The organism is Bacillus sp. Root920 (assembly GCF_001429445.1).
GTDB lineage: Bacteria > Bacillota > Bacilli > Bacillales > Bacillaceae > Bacillus > Bacillus safensis.
Window position 1 is genome coordinate 971,983 of sequence record NZ_LMJV01000001.1, and the last position, 19,463, is coordinate 991,445.

General features: G+C 43.2%; 20 protein-coding genes. 15 read left to right on the top strand and 5 right to left on the bottom strand.

The window, feature by feature from the left end; translation table 11 throughout:
* Positions 1 to 150 precede the first annotated feature (150 nt).
* Positions 151 to 1,350, top strand: a complete 1,200-nt coding sequence (locus ASE42_RS04525; RefSeq protein ID WP_056765862.1) for an MFS transporter — start codon at positions 151 to 153, stop codon at positions 1,348 to 1,350.
* A 290-nt stretch (positions 1,351 to 1,640) separates the two neighbouring features.
* A complete protein-coding gene (locus tag ASE42_RS04530) occupies positions 1,641 to 2,369 on the top strand; it encodes an NPP1 family protein (protein WP_056765864.1) in 729 nt (242 codons plus the stop codon).
* 64 nt (positions 2,370 to 2,433) lie between these two features.
* Here the strand turns inward: ASE42_RS04530 and ASE42_RS04535 are convergent, their stop codons facing one another.
* Together ASE42_RS04535 and ASE42_RS04540 are read right to left on the bottom strand one after the other, a co-directional pair.
* Positions 2,434 to 3,591, bottom strand: a complete 1,158-nt coding sequence (locus tag ASE42_RS04535; protein ID WP_056765865.1) for an oxalate decarboxylase family bicupin — start codon at positions 3,589 to 3,591, stop codon at positions 2,434 to 2,436.
* Between the two features lie 64 nt (positions 3,592 to 3,655).
* Positions 3,656 to 4,825 carry a PucR family transcriptional regulator gene (locus tag ASE42_RS04540; RefSeq protein ID WP_056765867.1) on the bottom strand — a complete coding sequence of 390 codons (1,170 nt, stop codon included), beginning with the start codon at positions 4,823 to 4,825 and terminating at the stop codon, positions 3,656 to 3,658.
* 305 nt (positions 4,826 to 5,130) lie between these two features.
* Here ASE42_RS04540 and ASE42_RS04545 point away from each other — a divergent pair, with 305 nt between their 5' ends.
* The 4 genes from ASE42_RS04545 to yunB all read left to right on the top strand — a co-directional run bounded on the left by ASE42_RS04545 (position 5,131) and on the right by yunB (position 8,635).
* Complete coding sequence (locus ASE42_RS04545) at positions 5,131 to 5,982, top strand: DUF72 domain-containing protein (protein ID WP_056765868.1); 852 nt, start codon at positions 5,131 to 5,133, stop codon at positions 5,980 to 5,982.
* 66 nt (positions 5,983 to 6,048) lie between these two features.
* Entirely contained in the window at positions 6,049 to 7,422 is a 1,374-nt protein-coding gene (locus ASE42_RS04550; RefSeq protein WP_056765870.1) for a bifunctional metallophosphatase/5'-nucleotidase, read from the top strand.
* 67 nt (positions 7,423 to 7,489) lie between these two features.
* Positions 7,490 to 7,795 carry a YunC family protein gene (locus ASE42_RS04555; protein WP_024425980.1) on the top strand — a complete coding sequence of 102 codons (306 nt, stop codon included), beginning with the start codon at positions 7,490 to 7,492 and terminating at the stop codon, positions 7,793 to 7,795.
* Positions 7,796 to 7,864: 69 nt separating this feature from the next.
* On the top strand, positions 7,865 to 8,635 hold the full coding sequence (yunB, locus tag ASE42_RS04560) for a sporulation protein YunB (protein WP_024423371.1): 771 nt from the start codon (positions 7,865 to 7,867) through the stop codon (positions 8,633 to 8,635).
* 26 nt (positions 8,636 to 8,661) lie between these two features.
* Here yunB and ASE42_RS04565 read toward each other — a convergent pair whose 3' ends face one another.
* Entirely contained in the window at positions 8,662 to 9,606 is a 945-nt protein-coding gene (locus ASE42_RS04565) for a M23 family metallopeptidase (protein ID WP_224426661.1), read from the bottom strand.
* A gap of 326 nt (positions 9,607 to 9,932) precedes the next feature.
* On the opposite strand from ASE42_RS04565, the gene lipA reads away from it, so the two are divergent.
* On the top strand, positions 9,933 to 10,829 hold the full coding sequence (gene lipA, locus ASE42_RS04570; protein ID WP_008360456.1) for a lipoyl synthase: 897 nt from the start codon (positions 9,933 to 9,935) through the stop codon (positions 10,827 to 10,829).
* Positions 10,830 to 10,868: 39 nt separating this feature from the next.
* Here lipA and ASE42_RS04575 read toward each other — a convergent pair whose 3' ends face one another.
* A complete protein-coding gene (locus ASE42_RS04575) occupies positions 10,869 to 11,504 on the bottom strand; it encodes a YhcN/YlaJ family sporulation lipoprotein (RefSeq protein WP_056765872.1) in 636 nt (211 codons plus the stop codon).
* Between the two features lie 120 nt (positions 11,505 to 11,624).
* On the opposite strand from ASE42_RS04575, the gene ASE42_RS04580 reads away from it, so the two are divergent.
* The 3 genes from ASE42_RS04580 to ASE42_RS04590 are packed head-to-tail and all read left to right on the top strand — an operon-like array spanning position 11,625 to position 13,146.
* On the top strand, positions 11,625 to 11,900 hold the full coding sequence (locus ASE42_RS04580) for a YutD family protein (protein WP_024423368.1): 276 nt from the start codon (positions 11,625 to 11,627) through the stop codon (positions 11,898 to 11,900).
* A gap of 19 nt (positions 11,901 to 11,919) precedes the next feature.
* A complete protein-coding gene (locus ASE42_RS04585) occupies positions 11,920 to 12,354 on the top strand; it encodes a DUF86 domain-containing protein (protein WP_024425977.1) in 435 nt (144 codons plus the stop codon).
* Between the two features lie 18 nt (positions 12,355 to 12,372).
* Positions 12,373 to 13,146, top strand: a complete 774-nt coding sequence (locus ASE42_RS04590; protein WP_087978090.1) for a TIGR01457 family HAD-type hydrolase — start codon at positions 12,373 to 12,375, stop codon at positions 13,144 to 13,146.
* 41 nt (positions 13,147 to 13,187) lie between these two features.
* On the opposite strand, the gene ASE42_RS04595 is transcribed toward ASE42_RS04590, so the two are convergent.
* Positions 13,188 to 13,688, bottom strand: a complete 501-nt coding sequence (locus ASE42_RS04595) for a phosphatidylglycerophosphatase A (protein ID WP_025094161.1) — start codon at positions 13,686 to 13,688, stop codon at positions 13,188 to 13,190.
* 132 nt (positions 13,689 to 13,820) lie between these two features.
* Here ASE42_RS04595 and yutH point away from each other — a divergent pair, with 132 nt between their 5' ends.
* The 5 genes from yutH (at position 13,821) to thrB (ending at position 19,401) form a co-directional block, all read left to right on the top strand.
* A complete protein-coding gene (gene yutH / locus ASE42_RS04600) occupies positions 13,821 to 14,843 on the top strand; it encodes a spore coat putative kinase YutH (protein WP_056765874.1) in 1,023 nt (340 codons plus the stop codon).
* A gap of 74 nt (positions 14,844 to 14,917) precedes the next feature.
* Positions 14,918 to 15,886: a 2-hydroxyacid dehydrogenase gene (locus ASE42_RS04605; RefSeq protein WP_056765876.1), complete on the top strand. Its 969-nt coding sequence runs from the start codon at positions 14,918 to 14,920 to the stop codon at positions 15,884 to 15,886.
* Between the two features lie 223 nt (positions 15,887 to 16,109).
* The gene (locus tag ASE42_RS04610) at positions 16,110 to 17,411 is read left to right on the top strand and encodes a homoserine dehydrogenase (protein ID WP_024423362.1); all 1,302 of its coding nucleotides are present in this window, start codon (positions 16,110 to 16,112) and stop codon (positions 17,409 to 17,411) included.
* Positions 17,411 to 18,472, top strand: a complete 1,062-nt coding sequence (gene thrC / locus ASE42_RS04615; RefSeq protein WP_024423361.1) for a threonine synthase — start codon at positions 17,411 to 17,413, stop codon at positions 18,470 to 18,472. The genes ASE42_RS04610 and thrC overlap by 1 nt, the downstream gene beginning before the upstream one ends.
* A complete protein-coding gene (gene thrB / locus ASE42_RS04620; protein ID WP_024423360.1) occupies positions 18,469 to 19,401 on the top strand; it encodes a homoserine kinase in 933 nt (310 codons plus the stop codon). Before thrC ends, thrB begins: the two co-directional genes overlap by 4 nt.
* The last annotated feature ends 62 nt before the right edge of the window (positions 19,402 to 19,463 follow it).

Sequence of the window (19,463 nt, forward strand, 5' to 3'; positions counted from 1 at the left end):
AACATACTCGCCATTGGCGGGTATTTTTTATTTGGAAAAGAACACTAATTTTTGAAAAACTAGACTTATAGATGAGGTTATCGCTATACTGGAGAAGTTCTTATCATTTTTGTCATCATTTTCATTTATTTGAAGAAAGAGGTTTTTTGTATGAAGAAGATGGGAAGATTATACATTTTGATGCTCAATATTTTTATTGCCATGCTTGGCTTTGGCCTCATTGTACCTGTTATGCCGAGTTACATCGAAGCATTTGGTGCAACAGGAAAAACACTCGGTTTTCTTGTCGCTGCAACAGGTTTTACACAATTTGCGTTATCGCCGGTTGCCGGGGCACTGACCGATCGATTTGGACGAAGAAAATTGATCATTGCCGGGATTGCGGGTTTTACGATTGCTCAGTTTATTTTTGCTTTTGCTGATCAGCTTTGGATGCTGTTCGTGTCTCGATTTTTAGGCGGTGCTGCCGGAGCTTTGCTTATGCCGGCCATGTTTGCATACATCGCTGATATCACAAGTGAAAAGGACCGAGGGAAAGGAATGGGTCTATTCAGTGCAGCGATGACACTAGGTTTTGTCATTGGGCCGGGCGTAGGCGGCTATTTGGTTGAGTACGGGATCGCATTTCCATTTCTGATTGCCGGTTCCTTTGCTGCTCTTTCTACTTTGTTATCCATCCTCTTCTTACCTGAAACATTAACAAAGGAAAAACAGGAAGAGGCGCGGCTCAACAAGGATATTCATTTCAATCCTTTTGTACAAATGATCGAGGCTCTAAGGACATCTTACGGCTTTTTGTTTATATTGGCCTTTGTCCTCAATTTCGGAATCATTCATTTTGAATCGATTTTCGGCTTATATGTAGACCAAAAACACGGATTTTCACCGAAAGATATTGCCTTTGTGATTACGGTTGCGGGTCTTGCTGGGGTGCTTGTTCAAGGGGCATTAGTGAATGCCTGTGTGAAACGATTTGGAGAGATGAGAGTCGTCCGTTATGCGCTGTTAGGTGCGGCTTTCATGCTGATCGCCTGCCGTTTTGCGCCGTCCTTTTGGTTGATTTTTACGGGTTCGATTTTATTTTTATCGGCTACGTCATTTGTCCGACCAGCCCTCAATACATTGCTGTCCAAGATGGCAGGCAATCAGCAAGGGGTAGCAGGCGGTCTCAATACATCCTTTATGAGCCTTGCCAATATCGTCGGACCGAGTCTTGCGGGTATATTATTTGATGTGAATATTGAGTTTCCTTTTATGTTTGGAACACTGGTGCTTTGCGTAAGCTTCGCTGCATCCATCGTGTGGGGGAAAAAAGTGCAGCATGCTCATGCAGCGCAAGGAAGATTGTAGTTGATCTACAGTCTTTTTTTATTGAATGAAATTTATTTAGAAAAATTCCAATTAGAAATAGTATATGTTTTATATTTTATCTAAATAAATAGTAGAGTTTATTAATATTTAAACCTTTTTCTGAGAGATAATTCATATATTTAGGTCTTTAAGATCAATAAAAACTTGTTAATAAAATACTAAATTATACATTTTGTGCAAAAAGTGATTGATTGGTTTTTTCCGCAATGGTAACATCAATCTCGACAGCATGAGGTAACTGGGATAATCAAGAGAAAAGGGGATAGAAAATGAAGAAGTTTATGTTTGCCATTATATTTTTTATCGTCACCATGTTTAGTTCAGCCGTGCCATCAGCAGTTTATGCGGCAGAAATTGATCATGACAAGGTAGTTGGTTTTAGAGAAGTCAACCCAACAACTGTTACACAAAAAGCTGCGAAAAAATTTCAGCCTTATTTGAAAGTATGGCATGGATGTGTACCATTCCCAGCTGTAGATGCTGCTGGAAACACAAGCAGAGGGTTAAAAACGAGCGGTTCACATAATGGTGGATGCAGCAGTAATATCGGTCAAGTATATTCACGTTCAGATTGGTACAACGGCAGCTGGGCGATTATGTATGCTTGGTATTTTCCAAAAGATAATCCTTCACCGGGTTTTGGTCATCGTCATGATTGGGAATCCATTGTCGTTTGGATTGACAATCCAGCTGTAGCCAACCCGCGTGTTCAATCAATTGCTTACTCAGGTCATGGGCAATATAAGAAAGTAGCTCCGAGTGCAGCAAGTATCTTAGGGACAAATCCTTTGGTAGGTTATGATAGCAACTGGCCATTAAATCATGAGTTGAATGTAAGCGGCAATGTGAGCGGTAAAGGAATGCAGCCTTTAATTGGCTGGGATGATTTAACGCCGGCTGCAAGACATGCATTGAATACAACAGACTTTGGTAGTGCAAACGTACCTTTCAAAGATAGTAATTTTAAAAACAATTTAGCAAAAGCGTGGTATCGATAAGGGTAGCCATGATAAAAAACCGATCATCTAAAAAATGATCGGTTTTTTTATAAACAAAATTGCATCATCTCTCATATTTCACGACAGGTGACTTTTCTTTATGAAGCGCACGAATCATCGCTTCATCTACGTGTAAATGCTCTTTCACTAATTGAGGCGAGGTTAAGGCCATCCACTGATTCAACGAAATATCTGCAAACCGGTCACTTTTAAAAATCTCTAAAAACCAAAGGCTCGTTTGGCCGATATTTTGGATGTAATGCCCCATGCCAAAAGGAACATATCCAACATCACCTGCTCTGTAATTAAAGGTGCGGGCAGTACCCCCTGCTCCAAAGACCGTCATTTTAGCTGTACCTGTTAAATAGTATTGCCACTCATCATTATTAGGGTGCCAGTGCATTTCTCTCATGCCACCAGGTTTTACTTCAACAAGTGCAGCCGCAATCGTTTTTGAAATCGGGAAATTCCGTGAATCGACAATTCGGACGGTTCCGCCAGAGGTCGTTATCGGGTTTTGACGAAGGAGCTGGTGCGTAAATGGCGGCTTAATGCTCCCGTATGGATCAGATACCATTTGACTTTCTAAGGATGACGGCGGCGAGCCTTGAAACATATAGCGCTGCTTATTCGGAATATGGTCAAACAATTTCCTCGGAACACCAAAATTGGCGGAGAGAATCTCTTTCGGTGTATGGGCAAACCAGTCTGTGATCGTGAATGTATCAAATTCAGAAAAATCGCCATCATCAAATACAAGAAGGAACTCACAACCATCCTCAAGTCCTTGAATGGAGTGCGGGATACCAGGTGGAAAATACCACAAATCGCCTTCTTCTAGATCAGCAATCATATTTCGCCCTTCTGCATCTACAGATGTTATGCGGGCTTTGCCTAAAATCATATACGCCCATTCCGCCTGCTTATGCCAATGAAGCTCACGAACACCTCCGCGTGTGAGCCGCATGTTGACACCTGCAATCGTGGTTGAAACAGGCAGCTCCCGCTTTGTAATTTCCCTCGACCAGCCGCCGTGATTCAAATGCATGTGTGTATCAGAAAATGAAAATTTTAAATTTGGGATGGTTCCGGCATCGGTTTTAGGCGGAACGAGCATATCAGGGTTCTCTATATCTCGAAGGACATCGCGCGGGCCTAAGTCGGTGGCACCTGCGCCATCCTTTCGAATGGGCTGCGGGATGTGACGGAGCTCATCATCCATTTGTCATCCCTCCTTGAGTCTCATTTTTCTCCTCCAAACTATATGAGGTTTCAGAAGAAAAAATTCAATCAGGATGGGATGAGAGAAACATTTGAATACGGAAGGCTAAGCGCAGCCGCAATGTTGCGTCAGAATCTTTTAAGCTGATTCGAAGCAATTCTTCACACTTCTCGAGGCGATAAATGACCGTGTTGCGATGAATGGACAATCGTTTGGCTGTTTCTGAAATGTGGCAATGGGTTTCTAAATAGACAGATAAGGTGTGAAGAAGGCTTTGATCGACTTGTGATGATTCAGATAACGGGTGAAGGTGCAGCTGGTGAAACGTGATCATATCCTTTCTTGGAATGAGCTTTAGTAAATCTGGCACATCCTTTGCTTGATAAAATTGAATATATTCAGTCCGCGATGAGAGATGTCCGGTTTGAAGAGCCTCTAATGCTTCATTGTAGCCTTCAGACAGATGGGAGATGTGGCAGCCCGTCAAGCTCACCCCAAAAGAAATAGTATGATTCACTTGCAGTTTAACAAGCATCTGCAACTGTTTTAAAAAAGAGCTGAGCCTGTCGCTAACCTCCGGCCAACTGCCAGTCTCCTCCATCAATACAACACCCATATCACCTTTTAAAAACAGAAAGGCAGGAAATGGGCAGCTTGGAAGTGCACTTTCGAGCAGATCAACCACTTGATCCAAAACCATTTGCTGCTTCATAAAACATGTGGTATCACTGCGCTCGTCAAGCTGACAGATCATACATAGATAGCGGCATTCGGCGTTTAATCCAAATGCCTGAGCGAAATGTAAGGGATCTTGCTGGGAAGACGATGCCCTCTCTATCCATCTGCGAAAGCCCTCATTTCTAGCACGCTTGGCCGTTTGCAGAGCGGCATATTGTCTCATGCGCGCAATCGATATTTCGTTCACCGCTTTTGCAATGATCCCATGCAAAGTTTTATTCTGCGGTTGAATGAAAGCAAGGATGACCAGATAATCACATGTTTGTTCGTTTAGATCAATTGCAAAGACGGAAAAGGTTTGTTTTGCATGTATCATCGAAAAAGAATGAGTTGTCCTGCTTTGAAAAAAGGGGAGAATGTGCATCCATTCTGAGCTTGTAATCATGGGGTGCGAGGTATAGAGAATACGTCCATGCTGGTTAAACAAATAGATAGGCTTGTGAATCTTTTTGGCCATTTTTTGTAAAATTTCAAACTGGTTATTGTCTATGTTCATATCCACTCAATCTCCTTTATTGGTGAAGATGAATAAAAAAATGGACAATCACTGTCAGCATCTCTGATATGCATTTTATGTTATCAGCTAAAATCATTTTAGATAGAAAGTTGTCAATTAATATAACAAACAAACAGAGCGCCAGGACAAAATCACGTGCCGCCAGTCATCTTCATTCAGAATTACGAGCAAATATGATATGTTGTAGACAGAAGAATTTCTTTCAGAAAATATGGGTATCACAAGAAACAAAGGCTTCGAATGAGGAAGCCGTCTATACATGAGAGTGGCAAGAGGTGAGAAACATGATTTATATCGGATTAACTGGCTGGGGAGATCATGACAGTCTTTATCCGCCGAGAATCGGCAGCGCGCAAAAGCTGTTTCACTACGCGTCAACGTTTCCGATTGTGGAACTGGATGCCAGCTTTTATGCGGTTCAGCCTGAGCGTAATCATGAAAAGTGGATAAAGGATACGCCAGATGACTTTCAATTTGTTGTGAAAGCATATCAAGGAATGACTGGACATCAAAGGGGCGAGATTCCGTTTGCTTCAAAGGAAGAAATGTTTGATGCATTTATTCTTTCGCTGACTCCGCTTATTCGTGAAGGGAAACTAGCCATGGTGCTCTTTCAATTTCCACCTTGGTTTGATTGCAAAAAAGAGCACGTCCACTATTTAAGATGGTGTAAGGAGAAGATGGGCGATATTCCATGTGCCCTCGAATTCCGAAACCGTACATGGTTTTCAGATGAATTTTATGAGCAGACTTTGTCCTTTATGGAAAAGGAAGGATGGATTCATTCCGTCTGTGATGAACCGCAAGTCGGAGAAGGCTCCATTCCGCCGGTCGTACAAGCTACACACCGTGATAAAACATTGGTCCGGTTTCATGGAAGGAATAAACAGGGCTGGCTTCACCCGGCAGACCATGAGAATTGGCGTGAAGTGAGATACTTATATTTATATAATGAAGCTGAATTAAAAGAGTGGAAAAAGAATCTCGACATCCTGCATCAGCAATCGAAAGATGTCTATGTCGTGTTTAATAATAACTCCGGCGGAGATGCAGCAGCAAATGGCCAGCAGATGATTGATTTGCTGGATATCACCTATTCAAACCTGTCTCCGAAGCAGTTAGATTTATTTAGTTAACCGAGAGCTGACTGAAGCTTTCAACCTGAATGAGACGGTCAGTGACAACTTGAGGGAGAGATCAACATGCTGCAGAAGCTATGGTTATATCATACAAACGACTTGCACAGCCACTTTGAGAACTGGCCAAAAATTGCAGCTTATATTGAAGAAAAGCGTCAAGTTCACGATCAGATGCTCTTGTTTGATATTGGCGACCATATGGATCGAGTGAATCTCGTATCCGAAGCGGATTATGGAAAGGTAAACGTCAAGCTCCTCAATCAGCTTGGCTATGATGGAGTCACAATCGGGAATAATGAAGGCATTACGCTGCCCCATGATCAGCTGGATCACTTGTATGAGAATGCACAATTTCCAGTGGTCCTGTCTAATTTATTTGAGAAAGGCAAAAGGCCTTCGTGGGCAAAGCCCTATCATATGATCACAATGGAAAACGGACTGAAGCTCTGTCTCTTAGGTGTGACCATTGCGTATACACCCGTATATGAAAAGCTGGGCTGGAACATTACTGATCCGTTTGACAGCATACGGGACATGCTGCAGGAAGTGAAGGGACAGGCAGATGTCATTGTGCTTTTATCTCATCTCGGTATCATCCATGATCGAGAGGTCGCCCGTGATTTCCCTGAAATCGACATCATCCTAGGTTCACACACGCATCATCTGTTAGAAAAAGGTGAAATGGACAATGGTGTGCTGCTTGCATGCGCTGAAAAGTACGGGCATTATATTGGCTGCGTTGAGCTGACGATCGATACAGCGCGCAAAGAGCTGATAGAGAAAAAAGCGACAGTACAGTCAGTGGATCAGCTCATTAGTGAATCAGATGAAGCCATCACCACCTTGCAGCAGGCAGAAAGAAGAGCGAAAGCACTCATGCAGGAAAAAGTGACAACGATTGAGTCGAAGCTAGAAACGAAGTGGTTCGACGATTCTCCGCTTCCGCAGCTCTTAACAGATGCCATTAAAGATTGGTGCGGAGCAGATATTGGCATGATGAATGCAGGTATGGTGCTTGATTCATTAGAGGCAGGGATCGTCACAAGAGAAGAAATCCACCGGATATGTCCGCATCCCATTAATCCCATTCGGGTGACGCTTACCGGTCAACAGCTTATCGAAACGGTTCAGCGGGGCTGTGAAGAAAAAATGGAACAGCTGCGCATCAAGGGCTTCGGCTTTAGAGGTGAGCTGATGGGGAAAATGCTATATAGCGGCCTCAGCTATACATTAGAAGAAGGTGAGGCCACACGGGTGAAGGATGTCTTTGTACATGGTCAATTGATCAAAAAAGACGCCTCCTATACTGTTGGGACAGTCGATATGTATACATTAGGCTCTCTTTTTCCTCATATCCGTGATCACGAACACATTGAATATTTTATGCCTGAATTTTTACGTGATGTTCTGACATGGCGCTTGAAGGAAGCAACATGAAATCCGCTTCAGCCTAACAACACGCGCCCTCTTTTCACATAGATTGTGATGAGAGGAGTGAAGGGATTTGGTGAATTTAACACCTATTACAATTGATGGCCATTCCTTTACAGCGGTCACCGTCAAGCTGCCGAAGACAAATTTCATGGCAGTAACAAATGAACACGGGTATATCATGTGCGGTGCACTGGATGTCGGGCTCTTGAATGAAAAGCTTGCAGATAGAGGAATTATTGCAGGAAGAGCAGTTGGTGTAAGAACCATTGAGCAATTGCTCGATGCTCCTTTAGAATCTGTGACATACGCCGCAGAAGCGCTGGGCATCTCAGCTGGAACAATTGGAAGAGATGCATTATTAAAAATGGTGAAATAAAATAGAGAGATGATTCCTATCCCCCCGCCTGTCTGCATACACATGTAATGGAGAAGGGGGGATTTTTTATTGAGAATGAACCGCCGTTATCGCCCCTACAAGAAGGGCCCTTTGCCATTTCGTTACGTTATGCTGCTTGCGATTTTATTCTTTGTGCTCTCAACCGTAATTAGTTTATTTTTTATCAACCGATCCATTAAACCAACCCTTATTCATATTGCTGAACTAGAAACAGAGCGCATCGCCAATCACCTCATACAATATTCAGTTCAAGACTTTGCAGATGATCAGGAGAATATGAAGGATATGGTGGTCATGAATACAAGTGAGAACGGAAAAGTGACGACCATCGATTTTAATGCGCAAGCAACATCGAAAGCAATGGCTGACCTCTCGCGTCATCTTCAAAAAAATTTAGAGGACATTGAAAAGGGGAACTTTCAAAAAGAGGCAAAAGAAGCATTAAAGGATCAAACAGATGGACATGACGGCATTATATATAACATTCCGCTTGGGCAAGCATCCGGAAATGCACTCATTGCCAACCTCGGACCCAAAGTGCCTGTACGCTTTAGTGTGATTGGTGATCCGCACACGGACGTTGAAAAAAATATTAAGCCTTATGGCATCAACAATGCCTTGATTGATATTAGTGTTCTGATCGAGGTCAAGGTAAGAGTCATTATCCCATTTGCTTCTGAAACAATCGTAGTGAAAAACTCTGTTCCTGTCTCCATACAAGCCGTTCAAGGAGACGTGCCAGATTATTATAATGGCAGCGGAACAAACTCAGGTGCTCCATCAATTGTTCTTCCAGAAAAAAAGAAGAAAAAGGAATAACAGCCCAACAATGATTGGGCTGTTATTTACTTTCGTTTCCGTTCAGCTCTTTCCCACGCCCTCAAATGAGGATATGGATCAAATGACCATTCCGTTCTGCCGTTGTCTTTGTACATGCCATAGTGAAGATGCGGCGGAAACTTTCCTGCAGTGCCTGGAGGACCGTAACCGGAGCTTCCGACAGATCCAATCACCTGGCCAGGTTCAACAATTTGACCTGTCTTGAGTCCTTTCGCAAAGCCATTTAAGTGAGCAAAGTAATGATAATGATTATGAATATCTCGAATGCCTATCCGCCAGCCGCCAAAGCGGTTCCAGCCTTTCATTTCAATCACGCCATACGATGTCGCACGAACGGGAAGTCCATAATGGGCAAATAAATCGGTTCCCTCATGAATTCTCCTTCCTCCAAACCCTCTCGCATCTCCCCATGTACTTCGGTAGCTGTAGTCAGCTCCAACCGGAAGAGGAAAAGCATGCTTTCCAAGATCAAGATGGCCGTAGTGCTTATATAGCTTCATAAAAGATGAAATGATTCCAACGGTTTGATCACGTCCATAATAGTCCCATAAGCCAATTTTTAATTGATCAATATTGCTGCCGTAGTGAAGCAAGTATTGTGCAAAAGTGAATAATACATCCTCATCGTCATCGCTGCTTGCTTTGCCATCCCCATTCCCATCAAGACCAATTCCATCAAACACTTTAATGCTTAAAGGAGAGGTATCCTGTTTATTCGGGTTTTCTGGTCCAATCCACATTTCCCGGGGAATGTAGATGCCAATGACGCCTTTTTGTTTCGGTAAATCTCTTCTGCTTTTTCGAATATTGTGTTCATACTGATCAACTGCAGCAAGTACATACCATGGAACCTGTGTTGTGATGGAGACTTTTTCATATAGGGCCATTCTTTGCTTCAATTCATCTGGCTGCTTGCCCGTCCCTTTTGCATGAACAGGTAAAGGGAGCATTGAAAGAGCAATCATGATGGCTAAAACCACTTTCACAAACGTCCATCTCCTTTCATCGAGCATCATCTTCTACCGTTTAGTGTGGTTAGAACACTCTATTTCATAAGAAGAAAATGTTAGTAATTTTCTTCTGTTTTTTTAGGAGGCTTTTGGGTATTTTTGCAGCTCATTCCCTTGTTGTTCAATCTGTACTATGTTAAAGTGTCTAAAGAAAAGGCTTTAGGCCGAAGATTCAATTTTTTGCAGCTTCTTAGCTGCATCCATCGTATATAGCAGGAAGATTTTTGTAGATGCACCTTTAACGAATTCATATGGAGATGATGGAATTGGCAAAGAAGGAAGAGCACGTAAGAAAACCGGACTGGCTTAAAATTAAGCTGAATACGAATGAAAACTATACCGGTTTGAAGAAAATGATGCGGGAAAACAACCTGCATACCGTTTGTGAGGAAGCAAAATGTCCGAATATTCATGAATGCTGGGCAGTGAGAAGAACCGCTACATTTATGATCCTAGGATCTGTTTGTACGCGCGCATGCCGTTTCTGTGCGGTGAAAACTGGACTTCCAACTGAGCTTGACCTGCAAGAGCCAGAACGCGTGGCAGATTCAGTAGCCTTAATGAACTTAAAGCACGCTGTTATAACAGCGGTTGCAAGGGATGACCAAAAGGATGGCGGCGCAGGTGTGTTCGCTGAAACCGTTCGTGCGATTAGAAGAAAAAGCCCATTCACGACCATTGAAGTTCTCCCTTCAGACATGGGCGGTAATTATGATAACTTGAAGACGTTAATGGACACTCGTCCTGACATTTTAAATCACAACATTGAAACAGTTCGCAGATTAACGCCAAGAGTTCGTGCGCGTGCTACATATGATCGTTCATTAGAATTCTTGCGTCGTGCAAAAGAAATGCAGCCCGATATTCCAACAAAATCAAGCATTATGATTGGACTTGGTGAAACGAAGGAAGAAATCATTGAAGTCATGGATGATCTTCTTGCCAATAACGTGGATATTATGGCGATTGGCCAGTACTTACAGCCTTCGAAAAAGCATTTGAAAGTTCAAAAATACTACCATCCGGATGAGTTTGCAGAGCTGAAGGAAATTGCGATGTCAAAAGGCTTTAGCCACTGTGAAGCTGGGCCGCTTGTGCGCTCTTCCTACCATGCAGATGAACAAGTAAACGAAGCGTCTAAAAAGCGTCAGGCGCAAGCGTAACAAAGAAAACGCCAGAGCCCTCTGGCGTTTTTTCTCGTATTAATTTTGGCCGTAAGGGGCGTTTCTTCTCATCGTACGGTCGGAATTCGTCATCCCATTTGCATCTTCTTGATTCGATATGTTCCCGCCTTGAGGGGAATACTTCATTTGCTGAATCGTTTTGGTTAAAATTTGGTCAAAATCACGTGAATTGGTTTGAAGACGTGAAAAATTGGCAATGGATTGAAAGTGCTCTGGATTATCAGAGACGTATACATGATAATAACGAGGGAGAACAGAAACCGCCGTTTTCTTTACTTGATCGGCAGATTCATCACGGTTTTTGTTTCCTGTTCGATACACGATGAGTGCATCCTCATCTGTCACAAGTGTCGCAGCATCTTTGATGTTTGGCAGCTGCACCGTTAAACTTGTAATCACGTGGGCAAGATGCTCACGATTTAAAGCAGGGGTTCTTTCTTTCTGATCCGTTACTTGCTGGCGCTGATAACGAACATATCCTGCTTTGTTTGTGTCTGCTTCTGGCATGTTGGAATTATTTCCTTCATGACGATCCGACAGACGGATGGTTTTACTTGAAGAATCTTCATCCACTTGCCGGTTCATACCTGATTGAAAGCCGCACCCGCCTAAAAGCATGCTGAGGAGAATCGCGGCTGTCAGTTGTTTCTTCATAAATGTGACCTCCTTTTTCCTTTAGCTTCGGCTAAATCGGAAAAAACATGCTTTAGCAATTGATGGAGTTCTTCCAATGAATTATCATTAAAGATGGATCGTTTAAAAAGAGGTGAGAAGATGATCGTCGTTCAGAATGCTACCTTTGATCTTGTAAGAGATATCAAAGACGGCTTTAATGAAGAAGCGTTTAAAGCAAGGTACTCAGATATTTTAAATAAGTATGATTATATTGTGGGGGACTGGGGCTATAATCAGCTCAGGCTGAAAGGGTTCTTTGATGACCAAAACCAAAAGGCCACATTTGATACTAAAATCAGCACACTCGATGAATACATTTATGAATACTGTAATTTTGGCTGTGCCTATTTTGTCTTAAAGCGAATTAGAAAATAACGCAAAGGGGAGCGTCATAATGTATTTCGTAGACAGAAAAAAGATTGAAGAGACATTACGTTTTTTCGAGGAGCAATATGAGTTGATGCAGAGTCATCAAACATGGACAAGTCCTCTAGAGAAAAAAGCGCTGGAACGAATTGTTCATTTGCTCGTCGAATGTATTCTTGATACCGGAAATGACATGATTGATGGCTTTATTATGCGTGACCCAGGAAGCTATGATGACATCATGGATATACTTGTTGATGAAAAGGTTGTACCTGAAGGAGAAGGGAGTCAGCTGAAAAAGCTTGTCTCATCCCGCAAAACACTTGTACAGCAATATCAGGAAGTAAATCATCATGACTTATTGCAGGTGATCAGCGAAGTAGAGCAGGCGCTAGAGGTCTTTCCAAGCCGCATCCGTACCTACTTGGAACAGGAGCTTGGCCCAGTATCAGCGTTTAAATAAACCATTGGAGTTGTGAGCATCATGAAATACAAAGGCTATTTAATTGATTTAGACGGAACAATGTATAAAGGAACAGAAAAGATCGAAGAAGCAGGTCAATTTGTTCAAAAGTTAAATGAGTTGAACATCCCTTACTTGTTTGTCACGAATAACTCATCACGTACGCCAAAGCAGGTAGCGGAAAAACTCGTTTCATTTGATATCCCAGCAACAGAAGAACAAGTTTTTACAACAAGTATGGCGACGGCCAATTATATTGCTGAGCAAAAGAAAGATGCATCAGTTTACGTGATCGGTGAAGAAGGAATCAAGCAGGCCATTGAAGAAAAAGGGCTGACGTTTGGTCAGGAAGACGCAGATTTCGTTGTTGTTGGAATTGATCGAGGCATTACATATGAAAAATTAGCAGTAGGTGCGATTGCCATCCGTCAAGGCGCACAATTTGTCTCAACAAATGGGGATATTGCCATTCCAACAGAAAGAGGGCTTTTGCCAGGGAACGGCTCGTTAACATCTGTACTGACCGTGACGACAACGGTTCAGCCGACATTTATCGGAAAGCCGGAATCCATTATTATGGAACAAGCGATGCGTGTACTTGGGACAGATGTGTCTGAAACGCTCATGGTGGGGGATAACTATGATACGGATATTATGGCAGGAATGAATGCAGGAATGGACACATTACTCGTCCATACAGGTGTGACAACAAAAGAGCTGCTTCAGAAGTACGAAAAGCAGCCAACCTATGTCATTGATTCATTATCCGAGTGGATTGAGCGATTATCATAAAGAAAAAGAGGACAAGCGTTACGCGCGCGTCCTCTTTTTCTTTATTCCGCATTTCTTGCACTATGTGCCAGCCTGCTTGATGCGGCGGCAGCAATAGCGCCGACAATGTCATCTAAAAAGGTGTGGCATTCGCCCGTGGATTTATCGTTGAGTTTCCCGAGAATTCCTGGTTTTTCTTTATCGATATATCCGTAATTCGTAAAGCCGATCGAACCATAAATATTGACGATAGCAAAGGATAAAATTTCATCAACGCCATACAGGCTCTCGTCCGTTTCAAGTATTGATTGAAGCGGCTCAGTCAGCTTCTTTTGCTCGGCGAGTACGTCTAATTCGACGCCCGTTAAAATCGCATTTTGGACTTCACGTTTTGCGATGACACGCTCCACATTGTGGATGCACTCTGTCATGTCTAAGCCAGGATGATATTTTTCCTGTAAAAAGTAGACAAGGTCTGCTATATCTTGAATGGTTACGCCTCGTTCTTGTAAACGGCGTCTTGCTGTTTTTTCTACTTCGTTCATCTCATGATGATGCGGCATGTATTCCTCACCCAATCCTCGTATTTTGTCCACAACGTGTAAAAAGCTTCGGATAGTAAATAGTATTCATAAATCCCTCAACCTGCGACTACGATATGATAAGAGATTGATCATAGGAACGCAGGTGAAAACATGAAAGAAACCATTTATCACACATTTGGTATTGATGTTCGTCAATTTACGCCATATGGCAGTTATCAGAGCTTTCAAACGGCGGAGGCTCTCTTCCTCATTGTTCCTGTGTCTCATTTGCGAGAAGAAGAACTCTCGGAGTTGTATCATATCAGTCAGTATTTACTGAATGCTGGAGACCCATACGTCGCTGTGTTTGAATTAACAAATGAAGAGAAACCCACCTTTACTCATGGGAAGGAGCAGTATGCTTTATTAAAAGCAGCACCTCCGCTCTCAAGCCGCTCGTTTCAGCAAGCGTCAGAGCTGGCATCCTTCCATGTCAGAGGAAGAGGATTTCCATATGAAGTATCCGAAACAAAACGTGTCGGTGCCTGGAAGGAATTATGGGCAAAACGATTAGATCAGCTCGAAGGCTTTTGGATGCAGCAAATGCATCAAAAACCGCTGGAACGGTTTGAACAAAAATTCATTGAATCGTTTCCGTATTATCTTGGATTAACGGAGAATGCCATTCAATATTTAGTCGATACTGAGCTTGATGATGAACCGAAAGAAGGCGACTCAGGCACTGTCTGTCATCAGCGCTTTTCACGTATGACATGGCCGCATGAGCAGCCGCTTCGTTTACCTGTGGATTGGGTCTTTGATCATCCAACCCGTGATATTGCCGAATACTTAAGAGAGACCTTTGTACAGCATAAGGAAGATTTAATTGAAGAGGGCTTTTCCTTTCTTCAGCAATATGAACAGGTGACACCTCTTTCCTCCTTTTCAAAGCGTTTGTTATACAGCCGCCTGCTGTTCCCGCTTCATTATTTTGAAATTGTGGAAGGCTACTACATGTCGGGAGAAAATGAAAAAGCATATTATGAAGAGCGGTTAGATTACGTCTTAAATGATGCCAATCGTTATGAATACTTTCTGAAGGTCTTTCAAGAAATGAGTGCCATGCGAAGCGGCGGGAGCCCCATTCCGGCTATTGGCTGGATTCAGCCTGCAACTGATTTGAAGTTTCAGTGAACAGACGAAACGTCTCTTTTCTCTTGAGACGTTTTTCGTTATGCTTAAAGAAATCGATAAAAGGAGTGTTCTTCTTGACGAAACCTTACGTCTATATCACAAGAAAACTGGATGAAGCATCACTTACACCATTAAAAGAAGTCGCTCATGTTGAGATGTGGCCAAGAGAGGATGAGCCGTGTCCAAGAGAAGAGTTAGAAACACAAGCTGCTAAAGCGGATGCGCTTCTCACCATGCTGTCAGATCAAATAGATGAGCCGCTTTTATCAAAGGCTCCGAATATCAAGGTGGTTGCAAACCTTGCTGTTGGCTATGACAATATTGATCTTGAAGCAGCCAAAAAGCATGGAATCACCGTATGTCATACACCAGACGTCTTAACAGAATCGACGGCGGATTTAGCCTTTGCTCTTCTGATGGCGTCAGCTAGACGCATTGTCGAGGCGAGTGATTGGATTAAGGATGGAAACTGGACAGGCTGGGGGCCGCTTCTTCTTGCCGGTGCTGATGTTCATCACAAAACACTCGGGATTGTCGGAATGGGCAGCATTGGAACAGCACTAGCCAAGCGGGCCAATGGCTTTAATATGAATGTCCTTTATCATAATCGTTCAAGAAAACCCGAGGCAGAAGCGCAGCTTGGCGTGACCTATGCGGCTTTTGAGGAACTGCTCAAGCAGTCTGATTTCATCGTCTGTCTGACGCCGTTAACCCCTGAAACGAAAGACATGTTTAATGAAAAAGCATTTGATCTGATGAAGAACTCTGCTTATTTCATTAACGTATCAAGAGGACAGACTGTGGATGAGGATGCTTTATACGAGGCTGTCACGACAGGAAAAATTGCCGGCGCTGGTCTGGATGTGTTTAGAGAGGAACCTGTCAGTCCGTCTCATCCGTTAACGACATTACCTAACGTCACAGTCCTCCCTCATATTGGAAGTGCTAGTGTCGAAACAAGAAAAACAATGATGCGTTTATGTGCTGAAAATATTGCGCTTGTCTTACAAGACGAGCCAGCCAAAACGCCGGTTCGTTTATAATATAAGGCTTCCCGGTGTTCGGGAGCTTTTCTAACAAAAATATTTTGAAAATATAGAATCTTGATATAAATAGCTGTTAAGCGGTTTCATTCTGACAATCTCTTATATTATTACCTTGTCAAAATGAGGATACCCCTTTATAATGTGTGTACATTGAATGTCTGTGTAAGGTTAACAAATGTCTTTTTAGAGAGGACATTTACGGAGAAAGGTGGAATTTCAGGTGAAGGCAATTCGAGTTGGGCTATTAGGATTAGGAACAGTGGGAAGCGGTGTCGTAAAAATTATCCAAGACCATCAGGATAAATTAATGCACCAAATCGGCTGTCCGGTATTAATACAAAAAGTGCTTGTGAGCAATCCCGATAAAAAAAGAGATGTGGATGTCGCAAGAGAGGTCTTCACAACTGAAGTATACGATGTGATTAGAGATCCAGAGGTCGATGTCATCATTGAAGTGATGGGCGGCATTGAAGAGACAAAACAATATTTAATAGATGCGTTAAATGAGAAGAAGCATGTCATTACAGCCAATAAAGATTTAATGGCGCTTTACGGTACGGAGCTTTTACATGTAGCGAAAGAAAATAGCTGTGATCTTTATTATGAAGCAAGTGTCGCCGGAGGAATTCCGATTCTGCGCACACTGGAGGAAGGCCTAGCCTCTGACCGAATCACTAAGATGATGGGGATTGTGAACGGTACAACGAATTTTATTTTAACGAAAATGAATGTCGATAAAAGCGCATATGAGGATGTCTTAAAAGAAGCACAGGATCTAGGCTTTGCAGAAGCAGACCCGACAGCTGATGTAGAAGGACTGGATGCAGCAAGGAAAATGGCGATTCTTGCAAGACTCGGCTTTTCCATGAATGTAGATTTAGAGGACGTCAAGGTGAAAGGTATTTCTGATATCTCTGATGAGGATATTAATTTCAGTAAGCGGTTTGGCTATACAATGAAGCTGATCGGCATTGCTCAGAGGGACGGAGAGAAAGTAGAGGTCAGCGTTCAGCCAACCTTACTTCCTGATCATCATCCATTATCATCCGTCAACAATGAATTTAATGCGGTGTATGTCTACGGAAGTGCTGTAGGAGAAACGATGTTTTACGGACCTGGAGCAGGAAGTCTGCCGACAGCAACAGCTGTTGTATCAGACTTAGTGGCAGTGATGAAAAACATGCGCCTTGGCGTGAACGGAAGCGGATTTATCGCACCGCAGTTTGAGAAGAAGATCAAATCCTCATCAGAAATATTTGCTCAGCAATTTTTAAGAATTCATGTTAGAGATCAAGTCGGGGCATTCTCCCGCATTACATCTATTTTTTCTGAAAGAGGGATCAGCTTTGAAAAGATCCTTCAGCTTCCTGTGAAAGGACATGATGAGCTGGCTGAAATTGTGATCATTACACATCAGACTTCAGAAGAAGATTTCTCAAATATCCTGCAAAAATTAAACGACCTCGACGTGGTGGTTCAAGTGAAGAGCACGTACCGAGTAGAAGGGAACGGTTTAAGCTGATGAAATGGAATGGACTCATTGAAGAATTTCAAGAATTCTTACCAGTAAACGAATCTACACCTAAACTAACATTAAATGAAGGGAATACACCGCTGATCCATCTCGCCAAGCTTTCAGAAAAGCTGGGAATCGAGCTTCATGTGAAAACAGAAGGCGTTAATCCAACAGGTTCTTTCAAGGATCGAGGAATGGTCATGGCTGTTGCAAAGGCTAAAGAAGAAGGCAACGATACAATCATGTGCGCCTCAACAGGGAATACCTCTGCAGCAGCAGCGGCTTATGCAGCCCGTGCGGATATGAAATGTATTGTCATCATTCCAGACGGGAAAATTGCCTTCGGTAAGCTTGCACAGGCCGTCATGTACGGAGCAGAGATCATTGCCATTGACGGCAACTTTGATGATGCACTGAAAATCGTCCGCAGCATCTGTGAAAAAGCACCGATTGCTCTTGTTAACTCGGTCAATCCTTATCGAATTGAAGGACAAAAGACAGCAGCATTTGAAATCTGTGAGCAGCTAGGCTCTGCCCCAGACGTACTGGCGATTCCTGTTGGTAATGCCGGGAACATCACGGCCTACTGGAAAGGCTTCAAGGAATATCACGAGAAAAAAGGAACTGGACTGCCTGTCATGCGTGGTTTTGAAGCAGAAGGTGCAGCGGCAATCGTTCGAAATGAAGTGATTGAGCAGCCAGAAACAGTGGCAACGGCTATCCGTATCGGAAATCCAGCGAGCTGGAAACAAGCTGTGGCAGCCGCAGATGAATCAAACGGAAAGATTGATGAAGTGACTGATGAAGAAATTCTTCATGCGTATCAATTGATTGCACGTGAAGAAGGCGTGTTTGCAGAGCCGGGTTCATGTGCATCGATTGCGGGTGTGTTAAAGCAGGTGAAATCTGGAGAAATCAAGCCAGGCAGTAAAGTTGTTGCGGTACTAACAGGCAACGGCCTGAAAGATCCAAATACGGCTATTGATATTTCACAAATCAAGCCGGTCACTCTCGATGCAGATGAAGATCAAATTCTTGAACACCTAGAAAAGGCCGCACGCGTATGAGTGAAGCCTCCATGCTTTTTTCAATCACAGTACCGGGAAGCACTGCCAATTTAGGACCAGGCTTTGATTCAGTTGGAATGGCGCTCAGCCGCTATTTAAAGCTATCGGTCTATGACCATGATAGCTGGCTGTTTGAAGCAGAAACAGATGTCGTGTCTGGGATTCCATCAGGCACCGACAACCTGATTTATCAAACAGCCAAAAAGGTCGCAGATGACTTTGGAAAAACACTCCCGCCTGTTCATGTCAAAGTGTGGAGTGACATTCCGTTGGCACGGGGGCTTGGCAGCAGTGCTGCTGCCATCGTGGCCGCCATTGAACTCGCCAATCAGCTTCTTGAATTAAACATGACAGATGATCAGAAGCTCTTTTATGCAAGTGAGGTAGAAGGTCATCCAGATAATGCGGGTGCCTCTTTATTTGGTGGTTTACTGATTGGTCTCCACGAAGAAGACAAAACACATGCCGTTAAAGTGCAGCATGTGGATGTAGATGTCGTCGTGGTGATTCCTTTTTATGAAGTGCTCACAAAGGATGCCCGTGATGTCCTGCCAGAGGATTTCTCCTATAAACATGCTGTCAGTGCGAGTGCTGTGAGCAACGTCCTTGTAGCCGCCTTAATGACGCAAAACTGGCCGCTTGTTGGAGAAATGATGAATAAGGATTTATTTCATCAGCCTTACCGCACAATGCTTGTGCCAGAGCTGTCGAAGGTAGAGCATGTCGCTTCGCTCAAAGGAGCGTATGGAACGGCTTTGAGCGGTGCTGGACCGACGATCCTCACCTTAGTGGAAAAAGGGAAGGGAGAAGCGCTGAAAGAGCAGCTTGCCCAAAACTTCCCGCATTGCGAAGTCGATTTGCTGACGGTGCCAGTAGAAGGGGTTGTCGTGCAGCATCATCCTGTTAATCAAGTAAAGAACGTGCTGTGAATCTGCACGTTCTTTTTTTATGCTTGTTTTTATGGGAAGAAGCAGGGATTATTATTTAGAGG

What these genes read in the sequence shown, in the direction of transcription:
- ASE42_RS04525 (WP_056765862.1), top strand. Translation starts at nt 151, where the DNA reads ATGAAGAAGATGGGAAGATTATACATTTTGATGCTCAATATTTTTATT.
- ASE42_RS04530 (WP_056765864.1), top strand. Translation starts at nt 1,641, where the DNA reads ATGAAGAAGTTTATGTTTGCCATTATATTTTTTATCGTCACCATGTTT.
- ASE42_RS04535 (WP_056765865.1), bottom strand. Translation starts at nt 3,591, where the DNA reads ATGGATGATGAGCTCCGTCACATCCCGCAGCCCATTCGAAAGGATGGC.
- ASE42_RS04540 (WP_056765867.1), bottom strand. Translation starts at nt 4,825, where the DNA reads ATGAACATAGACAATAACCAGTTTGAAATTTTACAAAAAATGGCCAAA.
- ASE42_RS04545 (WP_056765868.1), top strand. Translation starts at nt 5,131, where the DNA reads ATGATTTATATCGGATTAACTGGCTGGGGAGATCATGACAGTCTTTAT.
- ASE42_RS04550 (WP_056765870.1), top strand. Translation starts at nt 6,049, where the DNA reads ATGCTGCAGAAGCTATGGTTATATCATACAAACGACTTGCACAGCCAC.
- ASE42_RS04565 (WP_224426661.1), bottom strand. Translation starts at nt 9,606, where the DNA reads ATGCTCCCTTTACCTGTTCATGCAAAAGGGACGGGCAAGCAGCCAGAT.
- ASE42_RS04575 (WP_056765872.1), bottom strand. Translation starts at nt 11,504, where the DNA reads ATGAAGAAACAACTGACAGCCGCGATTCTCCTCAGCATGCTTTTAGGC.
- ASE42_RS04580 (WP_024423368.1), top strand. Translation starts at nt 11,625, where the DNA reads ATGATCGTCGTTCAGAATGCTACCTTTGATCTTGTAAGAGATATCAAA.
- ASE42_RS04585 (WP_024425977.1), top strand. Translation starts at nt 11,920, where the DNA reads ATGTATTTCGTAGACAGAAAAAAGATTGAAGAGACATTACGTTTTTTC.
- ASE42_RS04595 (WP_025094161.1), bottom strand. Translation starts at nt 13,688, where the DNA reads ATGCCGCATCATCATGAGATGAACGAAGTAGAAAAAACAGCAAGACGC.
- yutH (WP_056765874.1), top strand. Translation starts at nt 13,821, where the DNA reads ATGAAAGAAACCATTTATCACACATTTGGTATTGATGTTCGTCAATTT.
- thrC (WP_024423361.1), top strand. Translation starts at nt 17,411, where the DNA reads ATGAAATGGAATGGACTCATTGAAGAATTTCAAGAATTCTTACCAGTA.
- thrB (WP_024423360.1), top strand. Translation starts at nt 18,469, where the DNA reads ATGAGTGAAGCCTCCATGCTTTTTTCAATCACAGTACCGGGAAGCACT.